At 38.7% G+C, this 18,703-nt stretch carries 16 protein-coding genes, 1 pseudogene and 1 other annotated feature; of the genes and pseudogenes, 4 read left to right on the top strand and 13 right to left on the bottom strand.

Features of this window, described 5'->3' with window-relative positions:
* Positions 1-99: 99 nt before the first annotated feature.
* On the bottom strand, positions 100-951 hold the full coding sequence (locus tag CIL05_RS10425; protein ID WP_095655468.1) for an SAM hydrolase/SAM-dependent halogenase family protein: 852 nt from the start codon (positions 949-951) through the stop codon (positions 100-102).
* Between the two features lie 56 nt (positions 952-1,007).
* Positions 1,008-1,281 (bottom strand) — a binding site (T-box leader).
* A gap of 138 nt (positions 1,282-1,419) precedes the next feature.
* Between CIL05_RS10425 and CIL05_RS10420 the strand changes: the two genes are divergently transcribed.
* Complete coding sequence (locus tag CIL05_RS10420; protein WP_095655467.1) at positions 1,420-2,520, top strand: SDR family oxidoreductase; 1,101 nt, start codon at positions 1,420-1,422, stop codon at positions 2,518-2,520.
* Between the two features lie 609 nt (positions 2,521-3,129).
* Here the strand turns inward: CIL05_RS10420 and CIL05_RS10415 are convergent.
* The 3 genes and pseudogenes from CIL05_RS10415 to CIL05_RS10405 form a co-directional block, all read right to left on the bottom strand.
* A complete protein-coding gene (locus CIL05_RS10415) occupies positions 3,130-3,633 on the bottom strand; it encodes a DNA-deoxyinosine glycosylase (protein ID WP_206207772.1) in 504 nt (167 codons plus the stop codon).
* Positions 3,634-3,686: 53 nt separating this feature from the next.
* The gene (locus CIL05_RS10410; RefSeq protein ID WP_095655465.1) at positions 3,687-4,076 is read right to left on the bottom strand and encodes a hypothetical protein; all 390 of its coding nucleotides are present in this window, start codon (positions 4,074-4,076) and stop codon (positions 3,687-3,689) included.
* 167 nt (positions 4,077-4,243) lie between these two features.
* Positions 4,244-4,405, bottom strand: a pseudogene (locus CIL05_RS10405) (acetyltransferase); the annotation flags it as partial.
* A gap of 164 nt (positions 4,406-4,569) precedes the next feature.
* Here CIL05_RS10405 and CIL05_RS10400 point away from each other — a divergent pair.
* Together CIL05_RS10400 and glyA are read left to right on the top strand one after the other, a co-directional pair.
* Positions 4,570-5,223 carry a GntR family transcriptional regulator gene (locus tag CIL05_RS10400; protein ID WP_095655464.1) on the top strand — a complete coding sequence of 218 codons (654 nt, stop codon included), beginning with the start codon at positions 4,570-4,572 and terminating at the stop codon, positions 5,221-5,223.
* A 24-nt stretch (positions 5,224-5,247) separates the two neighbouring features.
* The gene (gene glyA, locus CIL05_RS10395; protein WP_095655463.1) at positions 5,248-6,588 is read left to right on the top strand and encodes a serine hydroxymethyltransferase; all 1,341 of its coding nucleotides are present in this window, start codon (positions 5,248-5,250) and stop codon (positions 6,586-6,588) included.
* Positions 6,589-6,811: 223 nt separating this feature from the next.
* Here the strand turns inward: glyA and CIL05_RS10390 are convergent, their stop codons facing one another.
* Positions 6,812-8,242, bottom strand: a complete 1,431-nt coding sequence (locus tag CIL05_RS10390; RefSeq protein WP_095655462.1) for an MDR family MFS transporter — start codon at positions 8,240-8,242, stop codon at positions 6,812-6,814.
* A gap of 107 nt (positions 8,243-8,349) precedes the next feature.
* Here CIL05_RS10390 and CIL05_RS10385 point away from each other — a divergent pair, with 107 nt between their 5' ends.
* Complete coding sequence (locus CIL05_RS10385; RefSeq protein ID WP_095655461.1) at positions 8,350-8,919, top strand: nucleotidyltransferase family protein; 570 nt, start codon at positions 8,350-8,352, stop codon at positions 8,917-8,919.
* Between the two features lie 98 nt (positions 8,920-9,017).
* Here the strand turns inward: CIL05_RS10385 and ade are convergent, their stop codons facing one another.
* From ade to CIL05_RS10345, 8 genes are all read right to left on the bottom strand, one after another.
* Positions 9,018-10,769, bottom strand: a complete 1,752-nt coding sequence (gene ade, locus CIL05_RS10380) for an adenine deaminase (RefSeq protein ID WP_439144834.1) — start codon at positions 10,767-10,769, stop codon at positions 9,018-9,020.
* 53 nt (positions 10,770-10,822) lie between these two features.
* Complete coding sequence (locus tag CIL05_RS10375) at positions 10,823-12,196, bottom strand: NCS2 family permease (protein ID WP_095655459.1); 1,374 nt, start codon at positions 12,194-12,196, stop codon at positions 10,823-10,825.
* 986 nt (positions 12,197-13,182) lie between these two features.
* On the bottom strand, positions 13,183-13,515 hold the full coding sequence (locus CIL05_RS10370; protein WP_095655458.1) for an XdhC family protein: 333 nt from the start codon (positions 13,513-13,515) through the stop codon (positions 13,183-13,185).
* Positions 13,508-14,344 carry an XdhC family protein gene (locus CIL05_RS10365; RefSeq protein WP_240510163.1) on the bottom strand — a complete coding sequence of 279 codons (837 nt, stop codon included), beginning with the start codon at positions 14,342-14,344 and terminating at the stop codon, positions 13,508-13,510. The genes CIL05_RS10370 and CIL05_RS10365 overlap by 8 nt, the downstream gene beginning before the upstream one ends.
* A 6-nt stretch (positions 14,345-14,350) precedes the next feature.
* Positions 14,351-16,687 carry a xanthine dehydrogenase family protein molybdopterin-binding subunit gene (locus CIL05_RS10360; RefSeq protein ID WP_095655457.1) on the bottom strand — a complete coding sequence of 779 codons (2,337 nt, stop codon included), beginning with the start codon at positions 16,685-16,687 and terminating at the stop codon, positions 14,351-14,353.
* Entirely contained in the window at positions 16,684-17,562 is an 879-nt protein-coding gene (locus CIL05_RS10355; RefSeq protein ID WP_095655456.1) for an FAD binding domain-containing protein, read from the bottom strand. Before CIL05_RS10355 ends, CIL05_RS10360 begins: the two co-directional genes overlap by 4 nt.
* Complete coding sequence (locus tag CIL05_RS10350) at positions 17,559-18,161, bottom strand: nucleotidyltransferase family protein (RefSeq protein WP_095655455.1); 603 nt, start codon at positions 18,159-18,161, stop codon at positions 17,559-17,561. The genes CIL05_RS10355 and CIL05_RS10350 overlap by 4 nt, the downstream gene beginning before the upstream one ends.
* Complete coding sequence (locus tag CIL05_RS10345) at positions 18,158-18,646, bottom strand: (2Fe-2S)-binding protein (RefSeq protein ID WP_095655454.1); 489 nt, start codon at positions 18,644-18,646, stop codon at positions 18,158-18,160. Before CIL05_RS10345 ends, CIL05_RS10350 begins: the two co-directional genes overlap by 4 nt.
* Positions 18,647-18,703 lie beyond the last annotated feature (57 nt).

Raw genomic sequence — 18,703 nt, 5'->3', positions numbered from 1 at the left:
AAGCATACATTCCGGTACTCAAAGCTACGCCGCCTCGAACTTCTCGGTCCTTTTTATCCTCCTTTTGAACACGCACTAAAATTTTTATATTTTAATTGATTATAGATTATTTGGCACTTTTCGAATGCTTATTTTCCAGTTGGCACCTGTTTCAATATGGTAGGCATTGGCGAATGAACCCTGGTTGAGAGCAACACCCAGTTTATCAACCGAATTAACAAATACAAGCGGTTCACCGATACGGCTTTCGGCAAAGGAGCGCCCGAATCTCATAATACTTTTATAAATATGACGGGTATTATTTTCAATCGTAACTTCCAGTGAATCTCCGTACTCAACACCTGTTTCTTTAAATAATTCACGATTAATATTTGTCCATAGATTACCAAAACGCACATCAAGAATATCAATATTACCCCGAATAACTTCTCCGTCTTTACTTGCCTTTGGCTTTGTCAATTCTATTATGTTTTCAACATCAACAACAGGACCTACCTCTTCAAACGAAATGGTATTTGAAGCAAGTCTTGCACCTGTAAACGCATATACATCACGTCCATGAAATGTATAGGATTCACCGGAATTTGGTAAACGATTTACTTTTTCATCTATAACCCGTGCTTCAAGAATTCCAACACTATTGTTTATATGGGTCAATGTTCCATTATCAGGGGTCACGATATATTGATTTTCCCCCGTTTTTACAACAACACTTAATCGCTCCGTTCCCACCCCTGGATCTACTACAGAAACAAATACTGTTTCTTCAGGCCAATATCTGACAGTTTGATAAAGTCTATAAGAAGCCTCCCAAATATTATATTGTGGAATATCATGTGTTAAATTAAAAATCCGAATATCCGGGTCAACCGAAATGGCAACACCATACATTGCACTTACCGCCCCGTCACTTAAACCAAAATCCGTCTGCAAGACTAAATTTTTACTCATCTGTAACCCTCCAATAAATTTATGAATTAAAAAAACCACGCCATTACCGAATAAACGATAAGGACGTGGTTTGATAAACGTGGTACCACCTTACTTCACTGTATGCTCACACATACAGCCTCATCAAGTACGAAAAGATCATCTGACTTTTTATACTGTGGTATGGGTAACGAGTACCAAATCTCGTCGGAACCTACTAATACCAAAAGGTACTTTCAGCACGAAACTCCGAGGCCATTGTTCAGATTCGTATTTTTTGCTTCTTTTCAGCTACCGAAGCTCTCTTTTAAAAAATATCTAAACCTTACTTTTCCTCATCAACGTTTTTAATAGTGTTGCTATGAAATTAAATTTATTATACGGCAGAAGTTTTAATAATGCAAGCAGTTTTTTGAAAAAGGTAAATTTAATATATTTTGCGTGATATACTGTATTCAATCAATATACTATAAAATTGGAGTTGATCTCATGAAGCATACCTATTTTCTTACAGGCTATCCTGGTTTTCTGGCCAGCAGCCTGATCACACAACTCATCAAGGATCATAAAAAAGATATTGAAAAGATTCATCTGCTTGTTTTACCCAGTCTAAAAGATAAAGCTGTTAAGGAAATTACATCTCTTACTGAAAGAAATGAATTAAATCCGGATTTTTTTAACATAATTCCTGGTGACATTACCGTTCCTTCGATGAAAATCGATGCTGCAATGAACAACACTTTAAAAAGTTCTGTTACACATGTCTTCCATCTTGCAGCCATCTATGACTTGGCAGTGCCAAAAGATATAGCTTTTCGTGTCAATGTAAACGGTACAAAAAACGTAAATGATTGGGTGAAAACACTTGATAGGCTTAAGCGCTACATCTATTTCAGCACTGCCTATGTATCAGGCACTCGGGAAGGACGCATTTTTGAACATGAGTTGGTGGAAGGACAGACCTTTAGAAATCATTATGAACGAACAAAATTTGAGGCTGAACTGATGGTTGAGGGGTTAAAAGCCTCGGTACCGACGACTATTATTCGGCCGGGAATTGTTAGAGGACATTCAAAAACCGGGGAGACCATTAAATTTGATGGGATTTATTTTATGCTGAATTTGCTAGATCACCTGCGATTTCTTCCGGTTATTCCATACTTTAGCGAAGGAAGTGCAGAGGGTAATTTTGTTCCGTCCGACTACGTGCTGGAGGCAACAAGTTTTCTTTCCTTTTCCGCTTCCAGTGTTGGAAAAACCTATCATCTGACTGATCCAAATCCATATACGATGAGAGAACTGCATACAATGCTCTCTCAAAACTACGTAGGAAAAACACCCAAAGGAACCATCCCGCTTCCTTTAGCAAAAAGTGCACTGTCATCGGCTCCTGTTCGTAAATGGCTGTATGTTGAAAAAGAAGCGATGGACTACTTTATGTTTCAATCATCATATGATTCCACCCAAACTATTGCGGATCTTGCCGGTTCAGGAATACGATGTCCTGATTTTAAAGAAACAATTGATTCGATGATTATTTTTTATAGAAAATATAGACATGACAAAAGTAGGCATATTCAGATTGTATAAGAGAGAAGTTTTACTTAACATACAGAAATATATGAATATTGTACCATTTCCTTTTTTTTACAGCCATAGTATAATGAAGGAGACATGCTATGCAGGGTGAGCTTCGGTTAAAGCGGTAAAAGTATTTCTTTTACTCGGCGGCTAAAAACCCCTAATGAAAGGGGCTGAAACTTGTGATACCAATTGACACAACTCTTGAGTTGATGTTTCTCTTTGCTACACTGGTATTGTTGATTGTTAACAGCCGAGAAAAAAAGTAACCACCCTGCCGATAATGTGATACAGGATAATTACTTTTTTTGATCTGTGAGACAGAGTCGCCGCACTTTGCGGGTAGCTGTCAGAGCCGTAAGTTGCCGCTTGCGGCTCATTTTATTATTTTATCTGTAAAAAAACAGCCAATGTAATCTTATTACCATCATTATAAAATTATTCGTCTTTTATAAACTTGAGTCAAAATTTTTTTTACTAGGCCGAAAGTAAGTAGAATTTTTTCAACTTCTGATTAACAGACTTTTGACTCATTTCTATAGTATCATAAAACAGATGACATATCACCGTTTTTCAATATATATACCCCTCAAAGCATGATTATAATCAAAAAATATTTTATGAGAAATCTACGATCCGCTTCCATGCTTCCACTTTACCGGCAAAGCTTTTTGTGTACCGACCAGGGATGGGACTTGTTGATGGCATTTTTACAACATCTACAGCGTCTAATTTCTCCCTTGGAAAATTCCTCAAAAATGTCTGATATGATTTGGTCCCATTACAAGCAATAAGCTTAATAGTCGGGTATTGCCGAAGTAATCCCATAATATCATTCGGTTCTTCGTCTGTAATAGCTGTATCGAGACTTCCTTCGCGATAACAGTTACCGATCGAATCCCAAAGTGCAATATTATTCTGTTTCACGAAATTAATTTTTTCCTCATAATCTTCTATTGGAGTTTGATTAAATAGCTCAAAAAGTATTCCCCAAAAATGATTACGGGGATTACCATAGTATTGCTTTTTTTCCAAGGATATTCCACCAGGCATAGAGCCAAGAATAAGTACTTTAGGTTCTTTAGGCAATACCGGAGGAAAGGATATTATTTTTTCATCCAAAACAGTCACTCCCTGCAAGATGTTTTTCCATCGAACCCGTAGTAGTAGTAGTATCATGATGATCGATTTTTCCAATAGGTAACCGTTTTGTCACTCAGCTTCTTATATAATTTTATAACTCTTTGATAAAACTGTATCCTGATCAATTGTTTATTTATAAATAAAACCCACCAAACAATTAAATAAACATAACCCACTATTATTAGAATGGCCCACCAATTTCCATCTTGTAATTGAGCAATTAAATATTCATATCCATTCATTTCTCCTGACCTTTGAGCACTAAACACTAAATTTATAAGTGGAATGGCCAGCGAAAGTATAAGTGCTATTACTGATATAGTTGTTTGCACCGCCCGGGCATAGCAGATGGCGCTGATTATAAATGTAAGAAACAAAAACATCAAAAAGATTATTAAAAACCAACCAGGTAATGTTTCCATGCCAGCCTCACTCTCCTTTTCCTATAAATTTAAATTCTACATAAAACTCCAATTTCCTGCTTTAACTTTATACATGTTGTAAAACACTGATTCTGAAATAACCGTAACAGTATATTTACTATGTATTATACTTTATATACTGAGGTGACAACAAGAGGACATTAACTCTATGCATTTATCTCCTTAATAAGCTTCGCAGGATTTCCTGCAACAGCTACATTATCCGCTACATCCTTCGTTATTACGAAACCGGATCCAATAACAACATTGTTACCAACGTTTACATCAGGATTAATTATTGTCCCACCGCCAATCCAGACATTATCTCCTCAATTTAAATTCTCCTCGTTTACTTCATCAAAATAAATCATTCTCATTTATTCTAACATCTGACTCAATTAATGATAAATTATTTCTCAATTTATATTTTTAAAAAACTGAAAATTTAATATTATCGGTTGACTATAAAACCGAAATCCGATATATTGGATTTATGAAAACGAATACAACTATTAAAAGCATAGAAAGATTATCACTTAGAGAACAAATTTATCGCTCTTTAAAAACTGCAATTATTAACATGGAGCTCAAACCTGGAGAAAAAATCAGAGATCAGGCCCTTGCGGAACAATTTAATGTTAGTCGCACACCAGTCAGAGAAGCATTAAGACGGCTTGAGGACGAAGGTTTGGTAGTCTCAACACCAAGTGCTCTCACCCGTGTAGCTGAGTTAAATATTAAGGAGGTGAAACAGGCTTTTGTCGTTGTTGCAACATTGCATGGTTTGGCAGCAAGATTAGCTGTTTCCAGATTCAAGGAGAAAGATTTCCAATTACTTAAAAAACTGAACCATAGTTTCAAGCAAATGCTGGAAGAAGGGAATTTAGTTAAAGCTGTTGAAGCGGATGATCAGTTTCATCAAGTATTCCTGCAAGCATCCGAAAATGATGAAATTATCAGGGCTTTAGAACGCATTACACCAAAAATAAGAAGGCTTGAATTCGCTAAATTCGACTCATTAAAAGGCATCGATTCAGTTAAGGAGCATGAAAAGATTATTGCATTAAGTGAGTTGGGTGACAGCAGGGCTGTATCTGTTTCAGTGGAAGAAAATTGGCTAAGCTTGAGCAATGTTCTTACAGAGTAAACAATATTTCAGGGAGGTTATTTAATGACTACGATTACCGAAACAAATTACGAGGTACATGATGCATCCGTTTTAAACTGGGCACGTGAATTAATTGATAATAGTCCTTCAGAAAGATTGGCGGCAGATGAAGTTGTTCATGCTGTTAACAGGAATGAACTTTGGCGTGGAAGAGAATGTTTAAACCTTTTGGCTCCGGAAGCACCAACAAGCCCCATCGTGAGAAAGCTTTTATCATCAGAAGTAGGAATTCGTGCTGCTGAAGGTCATATTGGCCCCAAACAGCGTTGGTTTGCTGGAACACAATACATCGATGAAATAGAATCACTTTGTATGGAGTTATTAAAGAAAGTTTTTAGAACTAATTATGCTGATCACCGATTAATTGCGAGTATGCTTGGAAATATGACCGTATATGCTGCATTAACTGAACCTGGTGATCCTATTATGACGATGTCACAGCCTTTTGGTGGACATTCAAGTAACCGGATTGACGGACCTGCTGGTATTCGTGGTCTAAATATTCGGGATATCCCAATGGATCCAGTTGAACTGACCGTAGATATTGAGCAATTTGCCAAAACCGCACGGGAAACAAGACCAAAAGTAGTAACGCTTGGTGCATCCATGACACTGTTTCCTTTTCCAATCAAAGAGATGGCTGAAATTGTTTCAGAGTGGGACGGCAAAATATTCTTCGATGGTGCACATCAGCTTGGACTAATTGGAGCAGGCCTGTTTCAAGATCCTCTTAAGGAAGGCGCAAGTGTTCTTACAGGTTCAGCAGGAAAAACATTTAGTGGGCCGCAAAGTGGAATTATTTTATGGGACGACCCTGAATTAACCAAACCATTTACAGATACAATCTTCCCTGCACTCGCAGCGACTCACCAAGTTAACAGAGTAGCGGCATTAGCAGTTGCAGCAGCAGAATTTTTAGCATTTGGAAAAGAGTACATGGGACAAATAGTAAAAAATGCAAAAGCACTTGGTAAAGCATTCCAGAACCAAGGGATTACTGTATTAGGTTCACATAAAGATTTTACAGAGACACATCAAGTGATTTTAGATGTTGGAAAATTTGGTGGAGGATACCATGCAGCAAATCAATTAGCTGAAGCAAATATCATTACAAACAAAAACCTGATTCCTACAGATAAACCGGAGGATTGGGATGAGCCCAGTGGACTAAGAATCGGCACGACCGAAATAACAAGGCTTGGAATGAAAGAGGATGATATGGAAGTTATCGCTAAACTTATCGGAGATGTTTTAAAAGGCGATGAATCAACAGCAAATACTAAAAAGCGAATTCATGAGCTGCGTTCAACCTTTGATAAACTGCATTATTGTTTTGAAGAATAGGATATTTTAAAGCCTATTGGACTGGTTAATTAATATTCGAGCAGGAGTAGTCTGCACAACCCTCCTGCTCGAATTTATCTTTTATATAGTATATTGAGCTGCATATCAGCGGTTTCACATTTTATATCAGCGAAATTGGTTCGTCTATCAGCTCAAATGTTGCTTTTATCAGCGAAAGCAGTTTCTTGGAAAGTGCTGCCAAACCACTGGAGCACCCCCCTCTCTATTCGGATTCCATTCCAGCCCGATCCTCAGCCGGAGTCGTACCTTTGATATAAAACGCCGAAATTAGACCAGCTAAAGATAGCCCTGTTGCTACATAAAATGCGATGTTAACACCATGAATCATTTCACTCGGTGTTGCATTTTCTCCTGTATTTAATGCTGTTGCTGTCATAATTGTTATTAAAAGTCCTGTACCAATAGATGCTGCAACCTGGCGCATTGTATTTGTCATTGCAGAACCATGAGGGATCAGCCTATTTGGCAGCTGATTCAGCCCGGCCGTAGTCGCAGGCATCATAATCATGGAGATCCCAAACATCCGTACCGCAAAAACGGTTGTTATATAGGGTAGCGAAGTTTCCGGCGTTAAATTTGTATATAAGAGTGATGTCACTGTTAAAAGTGTCATTCCGATAATGACCAGATACTTGGCTCCGAATCTATCAAATATTCTTCCGTTAATTGGTGACATGAACCCCATAATTAAAGCACCGGGCAGGATCATCATGCCTGATTCCAGCGCAGAATATCCAGCCATATTTTGCATATAGATTGGGAGTATCGTTTCTGCTGCTATCAATCCGATAAATGCAATCATTCCAATAATTGTAGTAACCGTATATATTTTGTTTTTAAATATCCTGAATTCTAAAATAGGCTGAGCAAGCTTGAATTGTCTTAAAATAAATGTCGTTAAGGTTAGTGTTCCAACAATTAAAGAAGTAATTACCAGCACACTCGACCATCCATAATTTCCGGCACTACTAAACCCGTACAGCAAACCACCAAAACCCAAGGTGGAAAAAATAATGGACAGCACATCGACCTTTGGAAAAGTTCGTTTTGTAATATTTTTCATAACAAAATAAGCTATTATAACATTGATCACTGCTAATGGCAGCACAATATAAAATAAGGATCTCCACGGATATTGCTCTACAAGCCAGCCGGATATAACAGGTCCAAGGGCTGGAGCAAATCCAATTACCAGTCCTACTGTTCCCATGGCTGATCCCCTTTTTTCAATCGGGAAAATCAAAAGAAAAATTGTCATCATTAATGGCATCATAATTCCAGCACCAGCTGCTTGAATGATTCGTCCTACCATCAATATAGCAAAGCCCGGAGCAATCGCACAAATTAACGTACCAAAAGCAAATGTGCTCATCGCTGTCAGAAATAAGCGACGCGTCGTAAATGTTTCAATTAAAAAAGCCGTAATGGGAATCATGATCCCATTTACCAGCATAAAAATGGTTGTCAGCCATTGTGCAGTATTCTCCGATAAATTTAAATCCGCCATTATATGTGGAATGGCTGTCGCCAGTAAAGTCTGATTTAAAATAGCCAAAAATGCACCAGTTATTAGTACGGCAATGATTGGAAGCTTATTTATCTGTCCAATATTTTCTACTTCATTATTTTTCATTAGATTATCAACCCCTTAGCAATTACCACTTTCAAAAGTAAGTGTTTCAATTCTAGCATACTTTAGTACAAGAATTTCACTTATAATAAAATAGATGGGGTGATCTTATGAAATTAGAAAATGAAGCAGATATTATTCAAATAATTAGTGAAGATCAGTGGATGATGAATGTACTACATACTGCAAGTGAGCTGGATTTACCTGACTGGTGGATTTGCGCTGGCTTTGCAAGATCGAAAATCTGGGATGTTCTTCATGGTTTTGAAAAAAGAACTGAAATCGCGGATATTGACGTTGTTTATTATGACGAAAAAAACATAAATGAGGTTGAAGAAAAACGGCTGGAAAGTTTATTGGCTGGTTTACTGCCAGGATTACCATGGTCTGTAAAAAATGAAGCCCGTATGCATTTGCGAAATAACCTGGATCCTTACACTGATACAGAAGATGCCATAGCTAAATTTCCTGAAACAGCAACTGCCTTGGGTGTTCGTCTGGATAACAATGGAAAGCTTATTTTAACCGCACCACACGGAACCCGAGATGTTTTGAATATGGTTGTTCGGCCTACACCGTTTTTTCAGAAATCAGATCGGCTCATGAAAATATATGAAAAGCGTGTGCTGCAAAAAAATTGGCATAGTAGGTGGGGGATGGTAAGTTACTCTAATGAATGACTTTGTCGGGATTAATTATTAGTGAAGCAATACAAATCATAAGAGGAAAAGCGTATTATTGCCTTTCCTCTTTTTCCAGGGTATCAGTTTGCTAGTTTTTATTTAGGTGCTGGTGTGCCTGCTTCAATCGGAATATGCTTAAATGCCTGTACATCAAATAAACCGATATCTGTCAGCTTAATTTCAGGAATTACCGGCAATGCCATAAATGACAGTGTTATAAAAGGATTAAAGTTCTCAGAAAATCCAAGCAAGCCAAGAGCTTCGTTTAATTTTTGTAAATTTGTATTGACTGTAGTGAAATCTTCAGTTGAGATTAACCCTGAGATAGCGAGTGGTAATGAAGCCAGTACGTTACCATTATCCACTACAACCATACCACCATTTATTTTCTTTATACTGTTAATAGCTGTAATTAAATCATTGTCGTTGGTCCCTGCAGCAATAATATTATGTGAATCATGTGCAAAGGTTGATGCTATTGCACCTGACTTTAATCCTAATCCATGTAGTATGCCAAGACCAATATTCCCTTTTTGGCTGTGTCGTTCAACAACAGCCATCTTTAGGAAGTCTTCTTCTACTGAAGGCTGAAATCGTCCATTTCGTACATCCACTTCCTGAACCTTATGTTTCGTCACGATGCTGTTAGGAATTATAGAGATAATATTGGCTTTTCGATCTCTGGAAAGCTCTATATGAAGATCGTCTGCTGCTATTGAATCCATCCGAACGCTATTCACTAACCTTTCAGAAGGCTGAACAGCATTTTTTAGATTTGAAACGCATTGTCCATTCCTGGCTACAGAATTCCCCTTTACAAACACCTCATTAATAGTAACATTTTCGATACTATCTAAAAGCAGGAAATCTGCATCATATCCTGGGGCGATGGTCCCTTTATTTTTTAATCCAAAATATTCAGCCGCATTTAATGTTGCCATTTGGATTGCAGTAATTGGGTCAATGCCATGCTCAATTGTGACACGAATATTATGATCGATACTTCCTTCCTCAATCAGATCATCCAAATGTTTATCATCTGTCACAAATAAGCAGCGTTGTGCATTCTTTTCGTTAACCGCATGTAATAGAGTTCTTAAATCCCTCGAAGCAGACCCTTCCCTAAGCATGAGATACATTCCACGCTGTAATCTTTCTTTAGCCTCTTCAGCTGTTGTACATTCATGATCACTCTGGATACCTGCTGCCATATAGACATTTAGACCATTTTGATCCACACCGGCCGCATGACCGTCAATAACTTTATTCAAATTCTTAGCATCTATTAATTTATCCAGCATGCTGTCATCCCCATTAAAAACTGCAGGAAAATCCATGACTTCACCCAGACTGATCACCCGATCATGATCATACAATGGGAGCAGGTCTTCCGCTGATAACGTTGCTCCGGCATTCTCAAATCCGGTTGAAGGAACACATGAAGGAAGTCCAAAAAATACATTTAGCAAAATATTTTCGGAAGCGTCCAGCATAAACCTAATCCCATCAATTCCGCTGACATTGGCGATTTCATGCGGATCAGCTACGACCGATGTCACACCATGTGGCAGCACAACATTTGCAAACTCCGCTGGTGTAACCATCGCTGATTCTATATGAACATGTCCGTCAACAAAGCCTGGTGCAATATATTTACCTTGAGCATCAATGATATTCTTTCCTTCAAAACTGCCTATCCCGGCAAAAACACCATCAGCAATTGCGAGATCTGCTTCGATAATTTCCTGATTAAACACATCGATAATTTTCCCGTTCTTCACAACTGTATCAGCAGGTATTTTTTTAGCAGCAATTGCAATTCTTCTTTTTAATAAATCCTTGTTCATCATTTATCCCCCTAAAGCACACTGATCCCGAGAAAGATTTTCTATCGCACTTCTTAGTGACCACCAGTAATAAAGTGGATGATAAAGGCAATGCTGATAAAATATACGATCCAGTGAATATCCTTGAACTTTCCTGTCATCATTTTTAATGCTGTATAACTAATAAACCCAAAAGCCAATCCTGTAGCAATACTGTATGTTAATGGCATCAGAACAATCGTCAGAAAGACCGGAATCACATTAGTATAATCGTCAAACTTTATATTTGCAATTTCCGTTAGCATAAGTGCACCAACAATAACCAGAATTGGGGCAGTTGCCACACTTGGTATAAAACCAACCAGTGGTGCAAACAGCAGTGAAAATAAAAACAGTATACCAACAGTCAATGCGGTTAAACCAGTTCTGCCACCTTCAGAAATACCAGTAGCGTTTTCTACATAGGCATTAAGTGCCGTACTTCCAAGTGCAGCACTTGCCATTGTACCGACAGAATCGGCTTGGAGTGCTTTGTCAAGATCCTGGATATTACCATCTTTATCTGTTAGGCCTGCTTTTTTTGTCAGCCCAATCAGTGTAGCTAAGTTATCAAATAATTCAACAATTGTAAATGAGAAAATTACGGCAATGACTCCGTAACCAATTGCGCCCATCAGATCCATCTGCAGGAATGTTTCAGACATACTTGGGAGATCAAAGGAAATAATATCGTTCATTCCACCAGGAACTGAAGCTACACCCGCAATCATAGCAATAATAGTTGTAATTGCAATGGTTAGCAGGAGACCACCCTTTATTTGTTTTGCCATAAAGAAACCAGCAATAATAATCCCGATAACCGCAATTAAGGGCCCTGCTTTTGTAATATCCCCTAATCCAACAACCGTGGATTCATTCGAAACAATTAAACCAGCATTCTGAAAACCAATAAACGCAATAAATAATCCAATTCCAACTCCTATCGCTGACTTTAGCGGAGTTGGTACACCTTCCACAATTTTTGCCCGAACTCCCGTTACCGTTAGAATAAAGAAGACAAGACCGGAAATAAATACTGCACCAAGCGCGGTTTGCCAGGTTAAACCTTCACCAATAACAACAGTATACGTAAAGAATGCATTAAGACCCATTCCCGGTGCAATTGCAACAGGATAATTTACCCATAATGCAAACAAAAGTGTACAAAATACACTGGCATAGATTGTTGCAGCAAATGCAGCTTCATGTGGTATACCAGCATCGGCTAAAATCATTGGATTGACAATGATGATATAACTCATTGCCAAAAATGATGTTAAACCAGCAATGAGTTCCGTTTTTACATTCGTTCCACGTTCTGACAGCTTAAAAACTTTTTCCAGTATATTGTTTTGATTTGGTGGGATGGTGCCTTTGTTTCGTAAAACTTCATCAGCCTGTTTTGACATATCATATTCCTCCTTTTTAATGTATTCCACCTGCAAAATTAAAATTTTGTTAAACTACCATACTATAAAACACTGGTCCTCCTTCCACTTAACCTTAGTAGTCTTCTTAAAAGTGAAGCTCTTCTGCAATGATTTACTAATGTCTCAAAATCTATATATACAGAAAAAGCCACAGTAAACCCCTAATAAAAAGGATAATTACTGCGGCTCATTTCTTTTCCGGTAAACAGAAATGTATGATACCGTGTTTCCACTATGATAGGAAAAAAAGCGATTATACACTTTTCATCCGTTCATTTTATAAAATTGATTTATGAACTTAAATATAAATTTTATTGCTGATCCCTAAGTCTTAATTTTCTGACTTTTATTCTTGTACAATCTATTGTATTCACCATATAATTCATATATTCTCTTTATATATAAGCTCTTTTCATAAGTTTTTTGCTCTCAAACCATCTCATTTGATAAAAAGGACGACGTAACTTACTATTTGCTATAATCGCCGTTCGGGATCGCTTCGGGCGGATGCGGACCTTAGGGCACGGCCTTAGCCTCCTCGAGAAAACCACTCTGCGGGGTCTTCGGACACGTGCTATTCCCGCAGGACAAGGAAAGCTTCGACAGCACCTGCATCGCACGCAGAAAATAGATCTGTATTTTCAAGGAGTCACCGCCCTTCACTCACCCGAACTGGTGAGGTGGTTTGATGTTTTGAATATTGATTACTAATGTAGTTCATCGGCAGTACACTGAATACCAGCGGAGGAAATACACGGAGACTCCTGTGGGAGGAAAGGCATAGGTGAGACCCCCGAGTGCGTAGCACGAGGAGGCTCACCAGCCGCCCACGGAAAGCGTAGTGTATTTCCGTAGCGCTGATTTAGCACTCATCTTCTAAAGGGCGGGAGAAAGTCACACAAAAGTTACGTCGTTTTTAATATCTCTTGCGAAAAAACAACCTTATTTTAAGTGGATTAACAAATTCACAATATATTTATTTGATGAATCGGTTCAATAAACACATCCATAATTCCACCACAGATTCCGCCATCCTCATAAAACAATCCTTCTGTTAAGTCCACTTGATGCTGTGCGGGAATGCCTTGATCCATAACAGAAAACGACTTCTCAATTACTTCCCCCTCCCCACAGCCACCCCCGATGGTTCCATAAATTTCACCATCGGCAAAAATAATCATTTTAGCACCTGTTCTTCTTGGTGTTGACCCCTTTGTTCCAATAATGGTGGCTACTGCTGCTTTAATTCCTTCGTTTTGCACAGACATTACTTTTTTGTAAAAATCAATGTTATTCATTTTTGAATCTCTCCCGAAATTTCAGTTGCGAATAACTTGAAATCTTTTCCTTTAATGAATTACCACTTGAAGCATTTTTTATTTTTAAAATTTCAGCCAGAATACTGATGGCAATTTCAGCCGGAGTTTGTGCACCAACATCCAATCCAACCGGTGAGTATATGTTTATAAAATTATGGTCTGTAAATTCACTTTTTAACTGTTCAAAAACACCGGATATTCTTCGTCTGCTGCCAATCATTCCAATATATTTGGTGCGATCTTTTACTTCCAAGTGTTCCTCCCGTTTTAATAATTCCTGTAGGCTAACAACATCAAATTTATGACCTCTTGTGAGTAAAAGTATATAGGTTTCCGGTGTTATAGGTACATTGCGGAAAAAGTCGATATACGATGAACAAACAACTTCATCAGCAAAGGGAAATCGTTCGTCATTAGCAAACTTTTGGCGATCATCAATGACGGTTACGTAAAAACCAAGCATTTTTCCAATCTCTGCAACAGGTTCTGATACATGTCCGGCTCCTGCCACAATCAGATGTGATGGAACTGGAAAGACCTCCACATAGCATTCGATTTGTATTTCATTATATGGTATAGGAACTGTCTTTGTTTTATGTTGTTTTAATATCGGTAAACAGTATTCTATAAATTTGGATTGTAGCCCAAGCGAAAATTGATTTTCGTCAACTAGTAATCCGTTTTTATGCAAGAGAAACTTAGAACCGACATAGGATAAATCGGGATGTTTTGTAATGGTTATCAGTGCAATATCCTGTTTCTTGCTAAGAGCTTCTGAAAGTAGTTCATACAATTGGTGACTTATCAATTTGCATCACCTCGAAACCAGTGTTTGTTTTTTAGTAGCTTGAATAGCCTGATATATCCGTTCAGGTGTTGCTGGAAGATGATTAATCCTTGCACCTGTAGCATCATAAATTGCGGCCATGATAGCTGGAATAATTGGAATCATGACAACCTCAGCAATTCCTTTTGCACCAAAGGGACCGGTTTCTTCATTGGATTCAACTGGGATCGTCTCGATAATAGGTGTCTCTCTAATTGTTGGAATAATATAGTCGGTAAAATTTTTCGTTTTATGATAACCACCTTCAATTAGAGTATCTTCATACAAGGTATAGCCTATTCCCATGACAGCCCCACCTTCACTTTGCCCCTCAAGCCCTTGTGGATTCAGGACTTTCCCAACATCCGGGATTGCAACGACATGCAGGACTTCCGTTTCACCTGTTAATGTGTCTACCTCCACCATAACGACATGTGTCATATACCCGTACAAATGATGGGGAGCACCACCGGAGTTTTTCAGCTCTTCTTTTTCCCTTGGCAAATAGAAATGTCCTTCTACCCGGGTTGTTTGATGTTTTTCGTATAATTTATTATAAATTTGTTTGTAGTTTACAAAACTGTTTTCATCACCTGCTACAATCAATTTATTATCTGCAAGCTCAATGTCAGCATTGGGGACTTCTAAGATTTCTGCAGCGGCTTCTGTTAACAGGCTGATCATGTTTGGTGCTGCTGTTGCAATGGCGCGACCACCTGTATAAGTGGATCTGGATGCCGAGATCGTACCACTGTCCAGTGTTTCTTTTGTATCCCCTTGTACAACCACGATATCGTCAACATTGCATCTTAAAACTTCAGCTGCAACCTGCGCGTAAACTGTTCCATTTCCTGTGCCTATTTCTTCAATGGCCACACCAACTTTAAACCTTCCATCTTCAAGCAATTCGATTGTAGCTGCACCATAGTCGGGTGTACCAAGACCCATCCCAACTCCATGAAATGATGTAGCTACAGCAACACCCTTTTTTTTCCATGGTTCACTACCCTGAGATTTATAAAGATCTCTATTTATCCATAGGTCAGATTCCTTTGCTTTTTCCAGTGTTTCAATCGTTCCAACACTTGACCCCACAACATGACCCAAACTGGATAATTCACCTTGGCGATACGCATTTTTCTTTCTAATTTCTATTGGATCAAGTCCGGTTTTCTCTGCCAGCATATCTATATGTGTTTCAATACCAACACACACCTGGTTTACGCCGAACCCCCGAAAAGCACCGGCAATTCCATTGTTTGTATAGACGCAAAATCCTTCCATATCAACATTAGGAATCTTGTAGGGTCCTGATGCATGTTCAACTGCCAGTGCTGTAACGGCACCGCCAAGTGATGCATATGCCCCTGTATCTGCTACTGCACGCACTTTATTGGCAATAAGCGTCCCATCTTTTTTCGCACCTGTTTTTACGGTTACTTTAAAAGAATGGCGTTTGATGCCGGCAATAACAGATTCTTCACGGCTTAAGTGAATTTTAACTGGTCTGCCTCCAGTGTTCATTGCCAATAGTGCAAGATAGATTTGGACCGTAATTTCATCTTTACCACCAAACCCTCCACCATTTGGGCTTGAATAAACATGTATTCTTTCCGGATTCAGGGCAAGTGCTCTTGCTATTTGCAATTTATCTCTGTGCCCGTACTGGGCGGGACAATGAATTGTCAGTGACCCGTCCTTTTCCATAATCCCCCATCCACCTTCTGTTTCGATAAAGGCATGCATTTGCCTTGGGGAATAGAAAGTATTTTCGAAAATATAATCAGCTTCTTCAAAGCCCTTTTCAATGTCACCATTCTCAATGGTTACATGACTATGAATGTTTCCATCGGGATGGAGACGAGGGGCACCCTGGATCATGGCACTCTCCGCATCAATAACAGGATCAAGTGGCTCGTAGTCTACTTCAATTAATTTAATTGCTTCTTCAGCTGCTTCCATCGTTTCTGCTGCTACAAGTGCGACTGCATCACCCGTACACCTTACAATATCCTCACATAAAACAGGCTGATCAGGTGTTACAATCCCAAATCCATTAAAACCCGGAATGTCTTTATGGGTTAAAACACAGACGACTTCCGGATGTGCCTCGGCTTTTGTAGTATCAATTGCTCTGATTTTAGCATATGGATACGTTGCCCGGAGTACCTTTCCCCATACCATGTCAGGGAATTTTAAGTCTGTCTTGTATTTCTGCTCACCGGTTACTTTTTCGGGTCCATCAATTCTTTTTACTGATTTACCAACCCATTTTAATTGTTGCTTACTTTTAAGCTTTTGAATTTCTTCTGTGTGTTTACTCATCTTTCATCCCACCTCTTCATCAGACGATATAAACCTCTCTCCAATAAAGCACTTGCCATACTTCGTCTATATTTAGCACTTGCTCTAACATCTGATATTGGCATAACCTCTTTCCAGGCGGCACCGGAAATATCCTGAATCGCTATGTCATCCAGTGGGCCAAGGGAGAGCATTTTTTCGCATTTTTTTGACCGAATAATTGTTGGTCCAACAGAGCCAAATGCAATTTTCCCATCCAGGCATTCACGAGGGTTACTACCCATTTTTAAAGAGATTGCAACATTGACAATAGAGATTGACTGAGCTTTTCTGGGACCAAGCTTTTCAAATATTCCAATCTCATTAGCTGCTTGTGGATGTATGATAATATTTGTAATCATTTCATCCTGCTTTTGCAGTGTTTTTCCAGGTCCTGTAAAAAATTCGTTGATTGGAACGACTCTTTTTTCATTAAATGAGCTGAGTTCAATTTGTGCATCCAGTACAAATAAAGCAGGAATTGTATCACCAGCCGGCGAGGCTGTACCAAGATTCCCTCCAATTGTCCCCATGTTTTGCAATTGAATTGCCCCAACTTCTTTGGAAGCTCCGACTAATACATCTGCTTTTTCCTGAAGTAGTTCTGACTTAACAATATCTGTGTGGCTGGTTAATGGACCTATATGGATTCCATTGTTCTCCAAGCGAATATAACGTAATGCATTTAGTTGGTTAATATTTATCCAAATATCTGGAAGCCAGGCACCATCCTTCATCCGAACAACTGCGTCTGTTCCTCCTGCGAGAATTCGTGACGGTCGATCTTGATCACGAAGAAAATATAAGCATTCCTCAACAGATGACGGTGAAAACATATCAATCTCTGAAACTCTCATTTCAAACCCCCTTGCAAGCTATTCATATAATCATCAGGATTGTTAAAGTTTAATAAGACATCTGAATCATTAACAGGTAAATATGCTATCTGATTGGAGTGTTCCCTGATAACATTTCGCAGTCCTTTCGTTTTTTCATTTACTGCTAACAGGTTTGTTTTTAAACTTCCATGAAATAAAATTGGATGTCCGTGTTTATTTTGATAGACCGGAATGACCGCTTTGGCATGTACCTTTTTTAAATGGTTTGATAGTTTTCTGAGTGTATGGCTTGATACAGGCTGGTCTACTGCCGAAACAAAAACACCTTCCGTATCCTCCTTGATATATGCTGCTCCTTTTCGAATGGATGAGCTTTTTCCTTGTTCATAATTTTTATTGGTTACAGTAATCACATCATAATTAGCAGTAATTTCCCGCAATTGCTCTGCCTGATAACCAAGCACGATGATAATTTCATTTATCCCGGCTTTTTGCATTTGTTCAATTTGAAATTGGATCAGAGGAATCCCTTGCCATGGCAGTAATGCCTTTAATGTTCCCATCCGACTGGAAAGCCCGGCTGCAAGCATAATTGCGGAAACTCCACTATTTGTCAAACCACAGTTTCCTCGGTTGCATACTGTTTCCTGGCGGCAGTCTGTACTGCTTTAATTATTTTTGTATAGCCTGTACAACGACAAAGATTCCCGCCAAGTGCTGTTTTAATTTCATCATCTGTTGGAATATAATCAATGCTATCCAAAAAGGCCCTCGCACTTACAATGAAACCTGGTGTACAATATCCGCATTGTGTGGCACCCTCATCTGAAAAAGCTTCTTGCAGGACATCCATTTTCCCTATTAAACCGACGCCTTCTACTGTTGTAATGCTTGCATTTTCTGCTTGCCCTGCAAGTACCAGACAGGAGCATACTGATTTGCCATCGATTAGTACAGTACACGAACCACATTCACCTTTACCACAGCATTCCTTACTGCCTGTCAGATCGAACTCATCCCGCAATACATCCAATAACGTCTTAGCAGGTGGACATGTGACCGAAAGTTCTTCTCCATTCACTTTAAAATGAATTTTTTTCAAGTTAACAGCCTCCTTACATTTTCTATTAAATTTGAAAAATATTTTAGAAATTCAGGA

Source organism: Virgibacillus profundi (assembly GCF_002287375.1).
Taxonomy (GTDB): Bacteria; Bacillota; Bacilli; order Bacillales; family Amphibacillaceae; genus Virgibacillus_K; species Virgibacillus_K profundi.
Note: the sequence above shows the minus strand (reverse complement) of the source record. Positions and strands in the feature narration are given on the sequence as shown.

Excerpts from the sequence above, each read along its gene's own strand:
- CIL05_RS10425 (WP_095655468.1), bottom strand. The coding sequence starts at position 951 with ATGAGTAAAAATTTAGTCTTGCAGACGGATTTTGGTTTAAGTGACGGG.
- CIL05_RS10420 (WP_095655467.1), top strand. The coding sequence starts at position 1,420 with ATGAAGCATACCTATTTTCTTACAGGCTATCCTGGTTTTCTGGCCAGC.
- CIL05_RS10410 (WP_095655465.1), bottom strand. The coding sequence starts at position 4,076 with ATGGAAACATTACCTGGTTGGTTTTTAATAATCTTTTTGATGTTTTTG.
- CIL05_RS10400 (WP_095655464.1), top strand. The coding sequence starts at position 4,570 with ATGAAAACGAATACAACTATTAAAAGCATAGAAAGATTATCACTTAGA.
- glyA (WP_095655463.1), top strand. The coding sequence starts at position 5,248 with ATGACTACGATTACCGAAACAAATTACGAGGTACATGATGCATCCGTT.
- CIL05_RS10390 (WP_095655462.1), bottom strand. The coding sequence starts at position 8,242 with ATGAAAAATAATGAAGTAGAAAATATTGGACAGATAAATAAGCTTCCA.
- CIL05_RS10385 (WP_095655461.1), top strand. The coding sequence starts at position 8,350 with ATGAAATTAGAAAATGAAGCAGATATTATTCAAATAATTAGTGAAGAT.
- ade (WP_439144834.1), bottom strand. The coding sequence starts at position 10,769 with ATGAACAAGGATTTATTAAAAAGAAGAATTGCAATTGCTGCTAAAAAA.
- CIL05_RS10375 (WP_095655459.1), bottom strand. The coding sequence starts at position 12,196 with ATGTCAAAACAGGCTGATGAAGTTTTACGAAACAAAGGCACCATCCCA.
- CIL05_RS10370 (WP_095655458.1), bottom strand. The coding sequence starts at position 13,515 with ATGAATAACATTGATTTTTACAAAAAAGTAATGTCTGTGCAAAACGAA.
- CIL05_RS10360 (WP_095655457.1), bottom strand. The coding sequence starts at position 16,687 with ATGAGTAAACACACAGAAGAAATTCAAAAGCTTAAAAGTAAGCAACAA.
- CIL05_RS10355 (WP_095655456.1), bottom strand. The coding sequence starts at position 17,562 with ATGAGAGTTTCAGAGATTGATATGTTTTCACCGTCATCTGTTGAGGAA.